Origin of the sequence: Caenimonas sedimenti (assembly GCF_007833165.1) — a bacterium.
Taxonomy (GTDB): domain Bacteria; phylum Pseudomonadota; class Gammaproteobacteria; order Burkholderiales; family Burkholderiaceae_C; genus Ramlibacter; species Ramlibacter sedimenti.
In genome coordinates this window covers 195,659-213,007 of record NZ_VOBQ01000014.1, presented here as the reverse complement: position 1 = coordinate 213,007, position 17,349 = coordinate 195,659, and the positions used below count along the sequence as shown (strand labels likewise).

General features: G+C 67.1%; 19 protein-coding genes and 1 pseudogene. 6 read left to right on the top strand and 14 right to left on the bottom strand.

Going from position 1 to position 17,349, the window contains the following annotated elements; translation table 11 throughout:
* Positions 1-9 precede the first annotated feature (9 nt).
* From FN976_RS18580 to FN976_RS18530, 11 genes and pseudogenes are all read right to left on the bottom strand, one after another.
* Positions 10-726 carry a suppressor of fused domain protein gene (locus FN976_RS18580; RefSeq protein WP_145894535.1) on the bottom strand — a complete coding sequence of 239 codons (717 nt, stop codon included), beginning with the start codon at positions 724-726 and terminating at the stop codon, positions 10-12.
* Complete coding sequence (locus FN976_RS18575; RefSeq protein ID WP_145894534.1) at positions 723-1,496, bottom strand: tetratricopeptide repeat protein; 774 nt, start codon at positions 1,494-1,496, stop codon at positions 723-725. Before FN976_RS18575 ends, FN976_RS18580 begins: the two co-directional genes overlap by 4 nt.
* A 400-nt stretch (positions 1,497-1,896) precedes the next feature.
* Entirely contained in the window at positions 1,897-2,472 is a 576-nt protein-coding gene (locus FN976_RS18570; RefSeq protein ID WP_145894533.1) for a hypothetical protein, read from the bottom strand.
* 18 nt (positions 2,473-2,490) lie between these two features.
* Positions 2,491-2,633: pseudogene (locus FN976_RS18565) on the bottom strand (DUF1801 domain-containing protein); the annotation flags it as partial.
* Positions 2,634-2,854: 221 nt separating this feature from the next.
* Complete coding sequence (locus FN976_RS18560) at positions 2,855-3,325, bottom strand: group II truncated hemoglobin (protein WP_145894532.1); 471 nt, start codon at positions 3,323-3,325, stop codon at positions 2,855-2,857.
* 120 nt (positions 3,326-3,445) lie between these two features.
* Positions 3,446-3,769, bottom strand: coding sequence for a hypothetical protein (locus FN976_RS18555; RefSeq protein WP_145894531.1), 324 nt, complete (start codon positions 3,767-3,769; stop codon positions 3,446-3,448).
* A 19-nt stretch (positions 3,770-3,788) separates the two neighbouring features.
* Positions 3,789-4,346 carry a dihydrofolate reductase family protein gene (locus FN976_RS18550; RefSeq protein WP_145894530.1) on the bottom strand — a complete coding sequence of 186 codons (558 nt, stop codon included), beginning with the start codon at positions 4,344-4,346 and terminating at the stop codon, positions 3,789-3,791.
* Between the two features lie 594 nt (positions 4,347-4,940).
* Positions 4,941-5,261: a hypothetical protein gene (locus tag FN976_RS18545; protein ID WP_145894529.1), complete on the bottom strand. Its 321-nt coding sequence runs from the start codon at positions 5,259-5,261 to the stop codon at positions 4,941-4,943.
* 474 nt (positions 5,262-5,735) lie between these two features.
* The gene (locus FN976_RS18540; protein WP_145894528.1) at positions 5,736-6,278 is read right to left on the bottom strand and encodes a hypothetical protein; all 543 of its coding nucleotides are present in this window, start codon (positions 6,276-6,278) and stop codon (positions 5,736-5,738) included.
* Positions 6,279-6,729: 451 nt separating this feature from the next.
* Positions 6,730-7,080 carry a hypothetical protein gene (locus tag FN976_RS18535; protein ID WP_145894527.1) on the bottom strand — a complete coding sequence of 117 codons (351 nt, stop codon included), beginning with the start codon at positions 7,078-7,080 and terminating at the stop codon, positions 6,730-6,732.
* A gap of 101 nt (positions 7,081-7,181) precedes the next feature.
* Positions 7,182-8,147, bottom strand: coding sequence for an AEC family transporter (locus FN976_RS18530; protein WP_145894526.1), 966 nt, complete (start codon positions 8,145-8,147; stop codon positions 7,182-7,184).
* Positions 8,148-8,229: 82 nt separating this feature from the next.
* Here FN976_RS18530 and FN976_RS18525 point away from each other — a divergent pair, with 82 nt between their 5' ends.
* Positions 8,230-10,302 carry an ATP-dependent helicase gene (locus FN976_RS18525; protein ID WP_145894525.1) on the top strand — a complete coding sequence of 691 codons (2,073 nt, stop codon included), beginning with the start codon at positions 8,230-8,232 and terminating at the stop codon, positions 10,300-10,302.
* A 9-nt stretch (positions 10,303-10,311) separates the two neighbouring features.
* On the opposite strand, the gene FN976_RS18520 is transcribed toward FN976_RS18525, so the two are convergent.
* Complete coding sequence (locus tag FN976_RS18520) at positions 10,312-11,607, bottom strand: NAD(P)-binding domain-containing protein (RefSeq protein WP_145894524.1); 1,296 nt, start codon at positions 11,605-11,607, stop codon at positions 10,312-10,314.
* 150 nt (positions 11,608-11,757) lie between these two features.
* Here FN976_RS18520 and FN976_RS18515 point away from each other — a divergent pair, with 150 nt between their 5' ends.
* Complete coding sequence (locus tag FN976_RS18515; protein ID WP_145894523.1) at positions 11,758-12,084, top strand: hypothetical protein; 327 nt, start codon at positions 11,758-11,760, stop codon at positions 12,082-12,084.
* Between the two features lie 2 nt (positions 12,085-12,086).
* A complete protein-coding gene (locus FN976_RS18510) occupies positions 12,087-13,235 on the top strand; it encodes a phospholipase A (RefSeq protein ID WP_145894522.1) in 1,149 nt (382 codons plus the stop codon).
* A gap of 11 nt (positions 13,236-13,246) precedes the next feature.
* Here the strand turns inward: FN976_RS18510 and FN976_RS18505 are convergent, their stop codons facing one another.
* Both FN976_RS18505 and FN976_RS18500 read right to left on the bottom strand, forming a co-directional pair.
* The gene (locus FN976_RS18505; RefSeq protein ID WP_145894521.1) at positions 13,247-13,858 is read right to left on the bottom strand and encodes a DUF937 domain-containing protein; all 612 of its coding nucleotides are present in this window, start codon (positions 13,856-13,858) and stop codon (positions 13,247-13,249) included.
* A gap of 13 nt (positions 13,859-13,871) precedes the next feature.
* On the bottom strand, positions 13,872-14,291 hold the full coding sequence (locus FN976_RS18500; RefSeq protein WP_145894520.1) for a DUF3597 domain-containing protein: 420 nt from the start codon (positions 14,289-14,291) through the stop codon (positions 13,872-13,874).
* Between the two features lie 107 nt (positions 14,292-14,398).
* Between FN976_RS18500 and FN976_RS18495 the strand changes: the two genes are divergently transcribed.
* Genes FN976_RS18495 through FN976_RS18485 form a run of 3 tightly spaced genes read left to right on the top strand, consistent with a single transcriptional unit; the run spans position 14,399 to position 17,348 of the window.
* Positions 14,399-15,838, top strand: a complete 1,440-nt coding sequence (locus FN976_RS18495) for a cytochrome P450 (protein ID WP_145894519.1) — start codon at positions 14,399-14,401, stop codon at positions 15,836-15,838.
* Positions 15,835-16,719: a glutathione-dependent disulfide-bond oxidoreductase gene (gene yghU, locus FN976_RS18490; protein ID WP_145894518.1), complete on the top strand. Its 885-nt coding sequence runs from the start codon at positions 15,835-15,837 to the stop codon at positions 16,717-16,719. The genes FN976_RS18495 and yghU overlap by 4 nt, the downstream gene beginning before the upstream one ends.
* Entirely contained in the window at positions 16,716-17,348 is a 633-nt protein-coding gene (locus FN976_RS18485) for a glutathione S-transferase family protein (RefSeq protein ID WP_145894517.1), read from the top strand. Before yghU ends, FN976_RS18485 begins: the two co-directional genes overlap by 4 nt.
* The last annotated feature ends 1 nt before the right edge of the window (position 17,349 follow it).

The following is a 17,349-nucleotide window of genomic DNA, read 5'->3' as shown; positions in this document are numbered from 1 at the left end:
CGATCGGACTCAGAAGAACCCGAACCGTTTGCGCGCAACGTTCGTCCGTGCGGGGTCGATGAGGTCACTGAAACCCGCCTTGTCGAACTTCTCCAGCAGCTTCTGCGTGCCGGACCGGAGCTTCAGGTCCATCTCCTGCGGGTACAAGGGGATGACGGACATGAAGTGGATTTCCTTCGCTGGGTCCACCCGCAGGATCTGAAAGTCTTCCGGCAACGTGATGGGCGGCAGGATGATGGCTCCCGCCAGGCCGGTGCCGGGCGCATAGGGCTCGGGCGGATCACCGTTGGGAACGGTGTGGCCAAAACCCAGCCACGTGTCGTACTTGTGCGGCAGCCGCGCGAGGAACTTCAGCATGCGGATCGGCCAGTACCAGCGCTCGTCCTTGAGGTCCTCCTGCGTCAGCCGCCAGCCGGCCGGCAAGGTCACCATGAGTTCCAGGTGGCGCGGCGCGCCCGCGTCGGCCGGAACGTTCATGGGGCGGTCGCTCATCCCGGACGTGACCAGGCGCACGAAGGAAGACGCTGGCCCGGGTCGGACGACGTGGACGTCGATGTGGACCGCATCGGAAACGAGTTCGTGAAAGACCACGTCCACGGGACCCAGGTGGGCCTGGATGTGTTCGCTGATCCGGGGCTCGGACGAGTCGCCGCCGGCAGCCTCCCATTGGGCCGCTTCACCATGCCGCAGGATGGGGTTGCCGCTGGGCGACACGAGCTCGCTCATGCGCGGGCCACCTCGCCCTGCCGAACGGCCAGGTCCCGTGCGGTCTGCAGCCGGCTTTGCGACACCTCGTTCAGCTCGCGCGTCAGCGGGTTCCAACGCGCCGCGATCTTGTCCAGCTCGGCCTGCAGGCGGCTCGCGGTGGTTGCGTCGCCGATGCCATAGGCCCAGATGGCGTACTCCGCCTTCACCTCGTACGTCCCGAAGCGCGCCTCGGCCGCCTCGAACTCGGCGCGCGTCTCGGCCGCCTGCTTGCACCCGGCATGGGCCCGCGCGAACAGCAACGCCACAGGCTCGGGCCGGTAGTCCGGCCGTTCCTGCCGCAAGGGCTGCAGCAGGTGCAGCGCTTCGGCGAAGCGCTGGCATTCCACGAAAGCGCGGGCTGCGCCGAGCCGGATCTCCGGGTCCGCCGCGAAGGGGCCGGTGAGGCAGGCTTCGTATTCGGCGGCAGCCCCCGGCGCGTCACCGACGTCGAGGAGCGCCGTGGCCAGGCGCATGCGGTTCTGCGCGGTCGGCGTCTCGTCGTAGAGAAGCCGTGCCTCGCGCACCTCGCGTTGCGGGTCGATGGCACGCGCGGCCGCCGACACGGCCTTCAGCGCGTTGCGCTGCAGCCTGGAATTGGGCAGGTAGATGGCGAAGAAGTAGACGAGGCTGCCCAGCAAAGGGAAAGCGAACAGGATGAACAGCCAGTAGAGAGGCTGGCGGTGGCGCACCGCATGGATGGCGCAAAAGATGGCCAGCGCGAAATACAGCCCGATACCGAAAATAGGCATGCTTTCTCCCTCCCGTTTGATCGAATGAGAAAACTATAGCTGTAACACTGCCGGGCTGTAAATGCCCAGGATGTCACACGGATGGCGCTACGCCAGCATGGCCGCGGCCGCGGAAATCGGTGGGTCACGACGTTCTCGATCACGCCGTACGGCCGGCAGCTGCGCGTGAGGTTGGGCACGATGGTGAGCGTGCAGCTGGCGACCAGCCGGTCCTCCACGAACACACCGAAGTACGGGTGCCGGTCGCTGCCCATCAGTTCCGACCAGACCGCGAGAACCTCGGCACGCACAGGAAGTGCCGTGTCGGCGGTGTGCGAGTGCGCATAGAGCGCCAGCAGCGCATCGAGGTCCGCTGCCGCCAGGCGGCGAATGGCGGGCAGGGCGTCGCGGATCGGCAGGCTCACAACTTCCTCAGTTCCGGCCAGAGTTGGGTGTGATCGATTCCTCCATACCAGTCCAGGAACGCCTTGCGCTGCGATTCGAAGGGCTCCGCGAGGGGCGAACGCGGATCTTCGCTCAACCCATAGGCCATGCCCTCGACCACCCACGCCGGCTTGAACAGCAGCGTGATGGGTCCGAGGCGGTCGCTCTGCGCATGGTGCAGCAGTTCATGCCGGACGTAGTGCGGTTTCCATGCATTCGGGCCGATGACCGTGGCCACCGATGCCAGCGTGACGGCGGAGCGCGCCCCCAGGCCGAAGTAATCGGCGCAGGCTTGCCGCGCGCAAAAGATCACCCGCGGGCGGCGGCCGAACGCCCCCACTTGCCTCTCGACATGGGCCTGCGCTTCCGCCAGGAGCTGCTCCGCCTCGCTCGCCCGGCGCATGTCGTCGGTGCAGAGGGCGCCGGCGCAGGTGACGTCCGCCCAGCCCGGCATCACCACCCGCACCGGCTTGACGAAGGCCCAGGCCAACGCCGGCACCACCAGGCAGAGCAGGACGGCCAGGCGTTTGAATGACGGAGGTTTGCGCCACATGACGACGATGCGCAGCCGCTAGGCCTTCGCTTTCTTCACTGGCTTCGCCTTGGCGGCATTGAGCGCCGCAGCCTCGCGAACGAGCGCCTTGAACGCGGCCGCGTCACGGATTCCCCTTCATGGATGTCGATCGCGCGGCGGGCGTTGCCGTCGAGGCTGGCGATCTTTTCGGAGATGAGCGCCGATGCCGGCTGGGCGGGGCTCGCGTCAGAAGGCTTCTTCATGGGGTTGTCCTCGAAGTGGGGATCAAGGATCGGGACTGCTTGTCGCGACATGTCGCGGACAGGACCAGGCCAACCACATCAGCCCCGACGAGCATTGCCTCGCCGGCCTTCTGCCTGAGCGCGGGAAAAATGGCGGGGACGAACTTTGCCATCGGACGCTAGCCCTGGTACGGCCCCTTCACCTCGCCCCAACCCCACTTGGGCATCGGCGCGTTCTCTTCCGCACTGGCACCCGGCTGCGAATTGAGGACCGCCAGCCGCGACCCCCATTCGAGGTAACCGACCAGGGCCGAGCGAAACTCCGGATCGTCCGGCAGCTTGAGTTCGTCCGCCGTGTCGAGCAGCAGGTTGACCCACTGGCGCCGCTGCTCCTGGGAGAGATGGCGATTCAGGTGCTGCCGGATCATGTGCGGGTGGCCGCCATGCTGCTCGGAGTAGGTGGTGGGACCGCCCAGCACCTCCCCCAGAAAGGCCGCGACGTGCGCCGGATGGCCGGCGTCCATGTGGGCGAAGACCGGCCCCAGCAGGGCATCGCTCTTCACGCGCTCGTAGAAGCGGGTGCTCAGGCGATCGAGCGCCTCGATGCCGCCTAGCCATTCATAGAGGGTGGGGACGTTCTGTTCGGGCATGTGATGGATCGGGTTGCGCTCCTGGACTGCACATCGTGGCCTGTTCCCTGCGCGCTGCCGCAAGCATACGCAAGGCCGGCCCGGTTGCGGCATGCGCGTGACCGTGGCGGAGGATCGTGATCAGTCGGCACTGCTGCCGATCTCCGGTCCCGCGCTGCCGGTCCGCGCCTGGACGCGATCATCCTCTTGCTCAGGGTTCGAGGAGCCACCGCCGGCCAGCGCGCCAGACAGCTGCGGGAGGATGAGGTATCCGATCAGTGCACCTCCACACCCGAATCCCCCGACCACCGCCAGCGACAGCACGACCGACCATTCCGGGGAGTGGGGCCCGCTCACGAGAATTCCCACGAGCACGCCCAGCGTGGCGCCGCCGAACAAGCCGTAGCCTTTGAATCGGCGGATGGTGGCCTTGGGTGTCTGCATGTTGTGCGCTTCGTCTTTCATGCTGTGGAGCATCTCCTGGTCAGCGTGCCCGCCGGTAGTGCATGGCAACCGCACCGCAGCGCAACGCCGTCGCCGAGATCAACTCGAGCCGTCGCGTGCCGGGCAGCCCGCCCTCGAACAGGGTCGGGCCGTGGCCGGCGATCCTGGGGTGGACGAGCAACTGGTACTCGTCGATCAGATCCAGCCGGTCCAGTTCGGTCGCGAGCTTGCCGCTGCCGAGGAGAACGCCGTTCGGTGTCGCCTCCTTGAGCTGCCGGACGCCTGCGCGCGGGTCACCGCCGATGTGGTGGCTGTTCGTCCAGGGGAAGTCCTTTCGCGTCGAGGACACCACGTACTTCGGCTTGGCCTCCAGCTTGACCGCCCACTGGCGCAAGGCCGGCGGCGCCTCCGCGTCGCCGCGGGCGACCGCGGGCCAGTAGCTCTCCATCATCTCGTAGGTGACGCGGCCCCACAGCATCGCCCCGCGCTCGTCCATGAGGCGGGTGAAGAACGCGTGCGTCTCGTCGTCGGCGATGCCTTCCTGGTGGTCGACGCAGCCGTCCAGGGTGACGTTGATGCTGAAGGTCAAGAGTCCCATGGTGTCCTGAGCCAAGGCTCAGCATTGATGCCTGGTTAGTCTCCGACAGACGTCCTTGAACCATGGATGCAGGAACCAGCAATGCGCATCGTCTTCCAACAAGAAGAGACACTGGAACTCGTCTCCGTCGCGGTAGCCAATCTCAAGTGCCAAAGGTGAGCCTGATGAATGAAACGAAGGAGGCCATGGATATTGTCACTCTAGGCATCGATCTGGCAAACAACGAGTTTGACCTGCATGGGGTAGATGCAACGGGCAGGGCGCTGCCACGTGCCTGATCGGGCTGAAGGCGTGTTCCGGCGGCCCACGATGGGGCGCGCCTCTTTGCCTCGCACGGCCAGACGGTGTGCCCGGCCGCTCCGAAGGATGCCCTAGGACTCGGCCACGTCCTTGATCAGCACTCCGGGCTGGTTGCTCAGCTGGACGGCTCTGAGCTTGAATTCAAGTCCGTGGTCCTTGATCGTCCCGGGTCCGGGTTTCGCCGCGGATTGCTCTCTGAGTTAGGTCAGAGTGTCAATCGAAGTGAAGCAAGCTCCGTGTCCGTGTTGACTAGCTGGTTAGCCCGTCTTAGCGCGGCGCCACTCGTTCCTTGCTTCACTCTATCCCCTTCCCGGCTGTGACATAGAGGCGCTTTGCTCGTTCTTCATTTTTCCACATGGGCAGCCGCAACAGCAAATACAACCCAAGCCAAGAGGCCAAGAATGAAGCGACTAGCCACCCCCACTCCTCAAAGTGCTTCGCACCTGCCGATGCGATTGTTCCCAGAAACATCAGCGGCATGACAGGCGAAAAGAACCACACAAATACAAAGATTCCGTCATTGCCGTGCGGAGCACCACCGCGCAGGAAGGCAAACGCACAAATCACGTAGCTTGCGGCGATGTATGCCAGCAATGCGGACAGCCAGCGCGGCATTGAAGTACGTGGCATGGGCATGAGGGCTAACGTGGAGATGACCGGCGACCGAGGACAGGTGCGCAAGGAGCACAGCGACTGAGCGGACGCCCTTGGGCGTCCGTGTCGATCGCCATGTTATGTGAAGCCGTGGTAGTGCCCACGAGATGCATGCCAGGCACAGGCGGCATGGCTCCACGGAGACTACATGCGGTCGAGCGCTCGGGACAGAACACTCGAAGCGCATCCGGAGAGGACTCGGTCTTAGCCCGCGTGGTCACACGGGCGCACCACCCCACCCGAGTACCGGCAGCCTCCAACGCGCCCCGCGCGTGAGGTGCCCGCGAGCGACACCAGCTTGGCCGGAGTTCATTCATTGGCACTGTGCCCATGCCACATAACGTCGGAGATGACCGGCGGAGAGTAGGCCGGCGAAGCCGGCCGACAGGACGTCCGTGTCGATCGACTTGTTAGAGCGCAGGACACCCGTGGTGCTCATTGAAATCTACTCCAGTTGAACCTCGCAAACATTTCATGGTCGATAGAAAAGCGGAGGCCCATGAAGGCCTGCAAATCCCTTGGCGGGACGATGAATTGTGTTGTGACTTTGATCGGTTCGTAAGCATTCTCGCGCTGCTCCTGTGCGCTGTAGCAAATCTGCATTCCAGGCCATGTCTGCGCGCGAACATTGATCGTCAGTCCGGCAGAACCGAAGGTTCCCTTGATTCGGACGTCCCTGATCCGGAAGACATCAAACTCTCCATCCTTCCCGCCGCCATCGTCATACACACCAATCGTTATCCCTGAGAGTACAAGTTCGTATCCGGTTTCCAGAACATCGGTGCGCTCGGAATGCTTGCTCGTTCCAAAGAACATGCACCCTTGAAAGGGCGAGATGCTTAGCATCGAGCGGCCGATCGTTCGCTCTCGACCGACAACCGACATCGAGCAGTCATCGACGTAAACCGTCAGTGGGCCCTCAATGTCTTCCCTAGAGCCCGCCGAGAATCGGCCCTCGAAAATGTACTTGGCTTGCATCTGCGCTCTAACGTGGAGATGACCGGCGACCACGGAAAGGTGCGCAGGGAGCGCAGCGACTGAGCGGACGCCCTTGGGCGTCCGTGTCGATCGCCATGTTATGTGAAGCCGTGGTAGTGCCCACGAGATGCATGCCAGGCACAGGCGGCATGGCTCCACGGAGACTACATACGGTCGAGCGCTCGGGACAGAACATTCGAAGCGCATCCGGAGAGGACTCGGTCTGAGCCCGCGAGGTCACACGGGCGCACCACCCCACCCGAGTACCGGCAGCCTCCAACGCGCCCCGCGCGTGAGGTGACCGCGAGCGACGCCGGCTTGGCCGGAGTTCATTCATTGGCGCTGTGCCCATGCCACATAACGTAATATAGACCGCACGCCAACCACCCATCCCTGCCCACAACTGGCTAGATGTGCACTGTTCCGGATAGATGTGGCTTGCATGGGGATGCTAACTTTCTTCTCCCGTCCATTCTTGCAGATTCAGCGCTCGCGCGACACGCAGAGGCATCCGCCAGACCTTGGCATCGCGATCCCACGTTGCACCGGCGGCGATGGCCGCGGCCCTTGACGCGCGATCCCCGAACCCGATCCGGACCGTGACAACGGTGTCGCTCCTGCGATGGATCGGTGTCCGTTCGACCACCAGTTCCACGGTGGTGAGGCGGGTCGTCCCGGTCGGGTCCACCCGGTGGCGCACGCAGACGAGCTTCTGCCCAAAGCGTTCGGCCAGCTTCAGCGCGCCGTGCCGCGACGGCGCCATCGTCTTGATCACCTTGTACTGGCTCGCCTTGCTCGTCATCCGGTGCCGTGGCACACCTCCCTTGCACGGCACTATCGCGCCGGCCTCAGCGCCAGGCAAGTGATGGATTTCACACCGGCGTGTGGCGAGCCCGCGAACGCTCACCGCACGAGCGCCACCGCCCCCGAAAAAGTCAGGAACGCCGTCGCCGTCGTCAGCAGGATGATCCTGGCGATGCGGCCGGTGTCCGCGCCGAATCTCTCCGCGAGCAGCGACACATTGCTGGCACTCGGCAGCGCCGCCACCAGCACCATCACGGTCAGCGTGAACGCATCCAGCGGCAGCCCCGCCATGCGCGCCAGCGTGCCCGCGCCCCAGACCAGCAGGGGATGCACCACCAGTTTGGCCACCGACACCGGCACGAAGTCCGCCGCCGGCATGGGCCCGTGCTCCTGCGCTGCCGCCAGGAACTGGGACCGCGCGAGCACGGCACCGATGGTGAACAACGCCACCGGTGAGGCGGCATCCGCCAGCAGGCCCAGCGTGTTCATCACGGGCGCGATCGGCTTCCACTGCAACGCCGACGAGACCCCGCCGAGCACGATGGCCCAGGGCATCGGGTTGACCAACATCCCTTTCAGCGCCTTCTTTGCCGCTTCGGCCGCGCCGTGCTCGTCGGCGCCGTCCAGGCGCGACAGCGCGATGCACAGCGAGCTGGTGATCACGAGATCGACCAGGATGGTGAGGATGGCCGGGCCGGCCGCCTGCGCGCCCAGCAACGCCACCAGCAACGGCACGCCCATGAAGCCGGTGTTGGGGAAAGCGCCGACCAGCGCGCCGAAGGCGGCGTCGTTCCAGCGGATGCGCGCGTTCATGCTGAACTTCACGAGGGCGGCGACCATCACGAGTGCGCACGCCAGGTAGACCACCACCGCGGCCGGGTCCAGCAACTGCGCGATGGGCGTGCTGGCGCCGAACCGGTACAGCATGCAAGGCAGCGCGAAATACAGCACGAACGTGTTGAGGCCGCCGATGGCTTCGAACGGCAGCATGCGCCGGCGCGCGGCGATGTAGCCGCACAGGACGAGCGCGAAGAAGGGGAAGGTGATCAGCAGGATCGCTAGCACAACGGGATTGTCCCGGAAACGAGGGCACGGTCATGCCTCCCCTATATGATTCGTCGCTCTTTCTGCTGTACCCCTCCCCCGAATGTCCGCCGGCCTCAACCTCGCCCAGCAAGAAGCGGTGAACTACCTGCATGGTCCTTGCCTGGTGCTGGCCGGTGCTGGCTCCGGCAAGACGCGCGTCATCACGCACAAGATCGGGCGGCTGATCCAGGCCGGGCTGGAGGCGAAGCGCATCGCCGCCATCACCTTCACCAACAAGGCCGCTGCCGAAATGCGGGAGCGCGCGAAACAGTTGGTCGGCCGCGAAGCCAAGGAAGTGCTGATCTGCACCTTCCACGCACTGGGTGTGCGCATGATGCGGCAGGACGGCGCGGCACTCGGCCTGAAGCCGCAGTTCTCGATCCTCGACACCGACGACGTCACCAGCATCCTCAAGGACGCGGGCGGCACCACCGACGCCGCCACCGCGCGCCAGTGGCAGTGGGCCATCAGCTCCTGGAAGAACCAGGGCCTGAACGCGGCCCAGGCCGAGGCGCAGGCCAAGGACGACCTCGAGCGCACCACGGCGCGCATCATGGCGCGCTATGAAGAGCGGCTCACGGCCTACCAGAGCGTCGACTTCGACGACCTGATCGGCCTGCCGCTCAAGCTGCTACGCGACCACGCCGAGGTGCGCGACAAGTGGCAGCAGCAACTGGGCCACGTGCTGGTCGATGAGTACCAGGACACCAACGCCACCCAGTACGAGCTGCTCAAGCTGCTGGTGGGCGAGCGCGGCCGCTTCACCGCGGTGGGAGACGACGACCAGTCCATCTACGGCTGGCGCGGCGCCACGCTCGACAACCTCAAGAAGCTGCCGCAGGACTACCCGACGCTGAAGGTGGTGAAGCTGGAGCAGAACTACCGCTCCACCAGCGCCATCCTGCGCGCGGCCAACAACGTGATCGGTCCCAACCCGAAGCTGTTTCCCAAGACCCTGTTCTCCGAACTGGGCGAGGGCGAGCCGGTGCGCATCGTCGATTGCGACCACGAGGAGCACGAAGCGGAACGCACCGTGGCGCGCATCCAGTCCATCCGAGCCAACGGGCTCGGCAAGGATTGGAAGGACTTCGCGGTGCTGTACCGCGCCAACCACCAGGCCCGCGTGTTCGAGCAGGCGCTGCGCAAGGCCCAGATCCCCTACAAGGTGTCAGGGGGCCAGAGCTTTTTCGACCGCGCCGAGATTCGTGACCTGTGCGCCTGGTTGCGTTTGTGGGTGAACAACGACGACGATCCGGCGTTCCTGCGTTCGGTCACCACGCCGAAGCGCGGCATCGGCCACCAGACGCTGCAAAGCCTGGGCACCTTCGCCAGCAAGTACAAGCTGAGCCTGTTCGAAGCGCTGTTCTCTTCATCGCTCGGGAGCGTGTTGCCGGCGCGCGCCGTGGGCAGCCTGCACGAGTTCGGCCGCTACGTGAATGACCTGGAGTTCCGCGCGCGCCATACCGAAGGCGCCGAGAGCGCCCGCGCCTTCCTGCTGGAGTGGCTCAAGGACATCGCCTACGAGAAGCACCTGTACGACGGTGAAGACAGCGAGAAGGTCGCGGCGGCCCGCTGGACCAACGTGCTGGAGTTCTGCGACTGGATGGCGCAACGTTGCGGTGGCGAGATCGACGACACGGCCGGTGTCTCGCTCACCAGCGAGAAGAAGAACCTGCTCGAAGTGGCGCAGACCATCGCGCTGCTCTCCACCATCAGCGAGCGCGAGAAAGACCAGAACGTGGTGACGCTCTCCACGCTGCACGCCGCCAAGGGCTTGGAGTGGCCGCACGTGGTGCTGGCCGGCTGCGTCGAGGGCCTGCTGCCCTTCAAGCCCGAGGACGAAGGCGGCAAGCCGGTGAGCGAGGAGTTCGCCCAGCGCCTGCAGGAGGAGCGCCGGTTGATGTACGTGGGCATCACGCGCGCGCAGCGCTCGCTGGCGGTCAGCTACAGCAAGCGCCGCAAGAAGGGCCGCGAGATGGTGCCGGCCATGCCCAGCCGCTTCATCGCGGAGATGGCGCTGGAGAAAACGACGACGAAGGAAGATCCGCGCGAAAAGCTCAAGGCGCTGCGCGCGGAGTTCGCGAAGAAGGCGACGGAGACGGCCGCGGCGGCCGCCGCTACGGGCAACGGCTAGGCGCCGGCGTCAGCCCGGGACTGGGTACGGCCGATCATCCGGCGTGTTCAGCGCCAGCTCGCGGTATTGCGCGCGCCAGCCCGGTGGATAGTTCGCCGGGTCGCGCTCGGCCAGATACGCGACCAGCTCGAAATGGTTCACCTTGTGCCCCACCGGCACCTTGTCCAGCTTTGCCGTGCCGCGCACGTGCGACATGATCGTGCGGGCCAGCAGCGAATAGGCCCAGGGCGCGGCGCCAATGCCGTCGAGGCCGACGCCGGGGAAGTAGAGGTTCTCGGCATCCAGGCTGCAGACGATGCCGCCGCAGCGCGCCACGAGCTCGTTCACGCTGCGGATCCCCGCGATGCGCGGCTCGGCAAAATACGAAAGGTCGGTGGCGTAGCCCGTGCCCCACAGCAGCAAGTCCGCATCGATTTGTTCACCGGCCGACGTGGTCACGGTGCGGCCATCGATGCGCGCCACACTGCCACCGAAACGCCCGATGCGCGCGAACTCGGCCAGCATGCGCTGCCGGCCCGGAATCAACTGGTCCTGCAGCACGTCGAACGGCTGCGCGGGAATGATGCCGCTCAGCCCGAACTTCTCGTAGCGTGACCGCATCTCGGCCTGGATCGCCGCGCTCTGCTGCGCCGGCGTCATGCCGCTGTGCTGCAGCCGCGCGAAGCCGCGCACGCTGCCCGCGATGTGCTTGGGCTTGCCCGTCGGCTGGAACCACTTCAGCCCGCGGTGCAGCCAGGTGATGCGGCGCGCGCCGTGCTCGAGGCAGAGATCGAGCAGGTCGAAGGCGGAGGCGCCCCCACCCACCACCAGGACGTCGCGGCCATGCAGTTCCCCGGGGTCGTGCAGCGCGCTGGAATGCAGCTCACGGACCTGGCTTTGCACCCGCTCCACCGGCGGCACCACAGGTGTGTTGTGCGCGCCCGAAGCGGCGACCAGGTGGCGGGCCCGCACCACGCCCTGGGGTGTCTCCAGCACCCAGCCCGTGCCTTCCTGGCGCGCTTGCAGCACCGGCGTGTCCAGGCGGATGCAGTCCGCGAGGCCGAAGCGCTCGACCCACGCTTCGATGTTGGCCACGATGTCCGGCTGCAGCGCGCCCGCCAGCGGCAGGTCGCCCAGTGCCCAGTCGGGCGGGCTGATCTGGATGTCCTGCCAGGCCGGCAGCTGGCGCCACAGGCCACCGACCGCGGACTGCTTCTCGAACAGCAGCGCATCCAGGCCCGCGCGCTGCGCGTAGTGCAGCGCGATCACCCCGCCGATGCCGCCACCCACGATGGCCACGTCCAGGGGAGTCTCGGTGCCGGGCATGCGGCACTATAGTCATGTATCGTGAAACCCGCCCGACTTTTCCCTGCCCTTTCCGTCCTGCCCGCGCTCGCCCTCGTCGCTGGAGCCGCATTCGCACAAGCGCCGGCGCCGGCCGCCCCGGCGTCTGCCAACTGTCCCAAGCCCACGGAGGTGAGGCAAGCCCACCTGCTCGGCCTCTGGCGCGCCGAATTCCAGGGCCTGTGGCAAGGCGCCACGCTGTTGTTCGAGAAGCATCCCGAGGACGAAGGCCGGCTCACCGGCTCGATCAACCGCAACGGCCAGCGCTCGCAGTTGGCCGCCGACGTCGACAAGGGCGAGTTCTCGATGGAGGAATCGGACGACGGCCGGCGCATCAGCGCCGTGTGGACCGGCGACCTGGTCGAAGGCTCTTGCGGCAAGGAGATCCGCGGGGTGTGGCAGGAAGAAAAAGATCCGCCGAAACCGCACCGCTTCGTGCTGCGGAAGATGCCGAATTGAGCATGCTCACTGTCCGCTCCTGGCGCCTGGCGCCCCTGCTCCTGCTCCTTCCGATCGCCGCCACGGCCCAGGCGCCTGCCAGTTGGCAGGCCTGCGCGGACATTTCTGCACCGGCCGACCGGCTGGTGTGCTTCGATCGCTGGGCCGAGAGCCAGCGCGCGCCGGGCACGGCCGCCACCGCTACGCCGCCCGCCAGCGCGCTCGCGCAGCCACCGGCCGTGCCGGCGAGCGCCCCGGCCACCGGCCTGACGCGCGGCGACGTGGCCAAGGCACGGCGCGTCGCGCGCCTGACCACGCTGGACGGCTGCCATGACGAGGCCCTCACGCCGCTCTCCCGCTTCTGGGAGCTGGAGCCCAAGGCGGACTGCGGCCCCTTCGGCATCCGCGGCTACCGGCCCATCACGCTGGCGGCGGTGACGGCCGACACGGTGAATCGCCAGCCGACCTCCGGCAACCCGGAGAACAGCGCACCGGAGGCACAGGACTACCGGACCACCGAGGCGCGGCTGCAGTTGTCGGTGCGCACGAAGATCGCCTCGACGCTGCTGCCCTTCGTGGCCAACGGCAGCGATTCGCTCTGGCTCGGGTACACGCAGCAGTCTTACTGGCAGTTGTTCAGCCCAAGCCTGTCGCGCCCGTTCCGCAGCACCGACCACGAACCGGAAATCATGTACGTGATGCCGCTGCAGGACGCGAAGAAGGGCGAATGGCGGCTGCGCTACGCCGGGCTGGGCCTGGTGCACCAGTCGAACGGCCAATCGCTGCCCTACTCGCGCAGCTGGAACCGCGGCTACCTGATGGCCGGGGCCGAGAAGGGACCGTTCCAGGTGGACGCACGCATCTGGCGCCGGCTGCCCGAAGGCGGCACCGACGACAACCCGGGCATCAGCGATTTCATCGGCCGCGCGGAGCTGCGCGGCCAGTGGCAGGTGAACCCCAATCACCTGCTGGCTGCGACGGTGCGCCATTCTCTGGACAAGCCGGGGCACGGCTCGCTGCGGCTCGAATGGTTCCGCTCGCTGGGCGAAGACACGCCCGCCGGCGGGCTGCAGCTGCACACCCAGCTCTTCACGGGCTGGGGTGACAGCCTGCTCGATTACAACCGGCGCCGCACGGTGTTCACCGTGGGCTTCAGCCTGGTGGAGTGGTAGCCCTCTGATCGTCAGCGCATGGCCTTGCCGGCCATGCGCATGATGTCGTCGAGGGCGTTGCCGTCGCCGTTCATGTCGAGCATGGCGCCGAGGCCGCCCAGGCCTCCGAGGCCACCGGCGGCGCCGCCCGCGGGCTTGCCTCCACCCAGCATGCCGCCGAGCCCCCCGATCAGGTCGCCCAGGCCGCCGCCGGAAGGGCTTGGCGCGCCGCTCGCCGCTCCGGCCTGCTTCGCCAGGAAGCCGGTGACCAGCATGGCCAGCAGCGGCAGCATCTTGCGCAGCAGGCTGGGATCCAGCCCCGTCTGGGTGGCTGCGTTCTGCGCCACCGTGCGGCTCACGTCCTTGGAGCCGAAGATCTGCCCCAGCACGTCGTTGCCCGCGCTCACGTCGGTGCGTTGCGGGCTCAGCACCTGGTCCAGCAGCCCGCCGCCGCCCAACTGGCCAAGCAGGCCACCCAGGCCCTCCAGCCCCGCCGGTTGCGCCTGCGCCTGCTTCTTCATGCCGCCCAGGATGGCGGGCAGCAGCGCCTCGGCGCCGCTCGCCACCTGGCTTTCGCTCACGCCCAGGTCACGGGCGACGGATTGCAGGCCGCCTGCCTGCGCCAGGATGTCGGTGAGGTTCATGGCGCGCTGCCGGTTACAGCAGTTCCTTGGGCACGTTGCCGCCGTTGGCGGCGAGCTTCGCCAGCACCGCCTTGTGCAGCGCCATGTTCTGCTCCGCGCTGCCGTCGGCGCCGGCCCTCACGTTCAACTCGCCGGCCAGTTCCTTGCGGGCGGCCAGGCTGCTATCGAGATCCAGCAATTTGAGCAGGTCGACGATCGAGGTCTTCCAGTTCAATTTCTGCGAATTGGCGGCGGCCTTCGCGTCGAGCTGCGCGACCACGTCCACTTCCTTCATCGGCACCGCCGCGGGGCCTCCCATGGACGCCGTGCTGGTTGGAGCGGCGCCGCCGACCACCGTGGCCGTCGAAGTGCCCGTGCCCTTGAGCATCTCGTCGACTTTGTTGTTGCCGGCGTCAAAACCCAGCTTGTCCAGAATCTTGCTGAAAAAACCCATGGTCGTTCTCCTTCGGTCGTTGGTAGCGCCCCATGGTACGCAAGTTTTGGGTCCTCCGGGGTCTCATCGCAGAATGCTGCACTTCCACACAATTGAGGGGCCACCCCATGGAGACCGCGACGGCGCAGACCGCGACCCGGCAGCTTGCCGACCTGCCCGCCCCCGGCGGCCTGCCCGTGGTGGGCAACCTGCTTGCGCTCAGACCCGAACGCCTGCACACCCAGCTGGAGGCTTGGCAGGCCGAACTTGGATCGCCTTATCGCCTGAAGCTCGGGCCGCAGCAGGTGTACGTGAGCGCCGACCCGGAGGTGCTGCAGACGGTGCTGCGGGACCGGCCCGAGCGCTATCGGCGCGTGCACCAGATCGAGCGTTGCATCGCCGAGATGGGCTCCAACGGCGTGTTCTCGGTCGAGGGCGATGCCTGGCGGCCGCAACGCCGGCTGGTGATGGAGGCGCTCAACGCCACGCATTTCCGCGGATTCCTGCCGGTGATCGAGAAGATCACCGCGCGGCTGCTGCGCCACTGGCAGGCAGCGGCCGCCGCGGGCACCGTGGTGGACATGAGCCGCGACCTGATGCGCTTCACCGTGGACGTGACCACGGCCCTCGCATTCGGCGAAGACCCGAACACCATGGACAACGACGGTGACGTGATCCAGAACCACCTGGCCGAAGTCTTTCCGCGCCTGATGGCCCGCATCAATGCGCCCGTGGCCTACTGGCGCCACGTCCGGCTGCCGGCGGACCGCCGCTTCGACCGTTCACTCGCCGCGATCCACGCCCACGTGGACCGGCTGATCGCGGCCGCCCACGAACGCCTGCGCGCCGCGCCGCCGGGGCGGGCGCCGGGCAACGTGCTCGAGTCCATGCTGCGCGCCAGCGAGCAACCCGGTTCGCAGGTGAACGACGCCGTGGTGCACGCCAACGTCATGACGCTGCTGCTGGCGGGCGAAGACACCACCGCGCACACGCTGGCCTGGACACTCTACTTCCTGGCGCAGCATCCGCATTGGCAGGAACAACTGCACCTGAAGAGCCGGGAGGCGCTGGGCGACGCCGCCCTGCCGGCCACGCTGGAGCAGGTGCGCGCACTGGACCTGCTGGAGTCGGCGGCGAACGAGGCGCAGCGGCTGCGGCCCATCGCACCGGTGCTGTTCTTCGAGCCCAACCAGGACGTGGTGCTGGACGGCGTGGCGTTGAAGGCGCGCACGCCGCTGTTCTTCGTGCTCCGGCCTGCCATGCTGGACGCCGCACATTTCGCCTCACCGCTGGAATACCGCCCCGACCGCTGGGCGCCCGGCCACGTCGTCGGCACCCACAACTCCCGCGCCTTCCTGCAGTTCGGCGCCGGCCCGCGGGTCTGTCCGGGGCGCCACCTGGCGGGCGTGGAGGTGCGCATGGTGCTGGCGATGCTGATGCGCAATTTCAGGATCGAACTCATGGTCGATCCGGCCGCGGTGCGCGAAGTGCTGGCGTTCACGATGATGCCGAGCGAGATGCCCGTGCGACTGCACGCCCGGGCCCAAGCGGCCAGAATCCCGGCATGACCGAACCGACTGCCTACACGCCCCCGAAGATCTGGCGGGCACCCGCCCAGCCCGAGGGCCGCTTCGCCAACATCAACCGGCCCACCGCCGGGGCCACCCACCAGAAGGAACTGCCGGTGGGCCGGCATCCCCTGCAGCTCTACTCGCTGGGCACCCCCAACGGCGTGAAGGTGACGGTGATGCTGGAGGAGCTGCTGGCGCTCGGCCACGCCGGCGCCGAATACGACGCCTGGCTGGTCCGCATCAACCAGGGCGAGCAGTTCGCAAGCGGCTTCGTGGCGGCCAACCCCAACTCCAAGATCCCGGTGCTGGTGGACCACAGCGTGTCGCCGCCACTGCGCGTGTTCGAGTCGGGCGCGATCCTGGTCTACCTGGCCGAGAAGTTCGGCGCCTTCCTGCCCACGGAACCCCGGCAGCGCGCCGAATGCATGGCCTGGTTGTTCTGGCAGATGGGCAGCGCGCCCTTTCTCGGCGGCGGCTTCGGCCATTTCTACGCCTACGCGCCGGCCAAGATCGAATATGCGATCGACCGCTACGCCATGGAGGTCAAGCGCCAGCTCGATGTGCTCGACCAGCACCTGGCCCACCACGAGTACCTGGCCGGCGCCGACTACACCATCGCCGACATGGCGGTGTGGCCCTGGTACGGCACCATGGTCAAGGGACAGCTGTACGAAGCGGGCGAATTCCTGCAGGTGCAGGAGTACACCCACGTGCTGCGCTGGACGGACCAGATCGCGCAGCGGCCCGCCGCGCAGCGCGGGCGCATGGTCAACCGCGTCTGGGGCCAGCCTTCGAGCCAGTTGCACGAGCGGCATGAGGCCAGCGACTTCGATACCAAAACCCAGGACAAGCTCGCACCCGAGCCGCCGAAGCCATGATCACCCTCTACGACTGCGCCACCGCGCCCAGCCCGCGCCGCGCCCGCATCCTGCTGGCGGAGAAGGGCGTCGCCCACGAAACGGTGGCCGTGGACCTGCGCACCGGCGAGCAGATGGGCGACGCGTTCCGCCAGATCAATCCGCAATGCACGGTGCCCGCCCTTCGGACCGAAGACGCGGGCGTGCTGGCCGACAACGCCGCCATCACGGCGTATCTCGAAGCGCGCTTTCCGCAACCGCCGCTCCTGGGCGTGACGCCGCAGGAGAAGGCGGAGATCGCCAGCTGGAACTGGCGCGTGGAATTCGAAGGCCTGATCGCCATCGCCGAGGCGCTGCGCAACGGCTCGCCGGCCATGGCCAACCGCGCGCTGCCGGGACCGGTGGACTACGCACAGATCCCCGAGCTGGCGCAGCGCGGAGTGGCGCGGGTGCGCCAGTTCTTCGCCACGCTCGATGCGCGGCTGGCGGAGCGGGAATTCATCGCCACGGAGAGGTTCAGCGTGGCCGACATCACCGCCGTGGTGGCGGTGGACTTCGCGCGGGTGGTGAAGGTGAAGCCCGGCGACGAACACCCGCACCTGCAGCGCTGGCGTGCCGCCATGGCCCTGCGGCCGGCGATGGCCTTGTAAA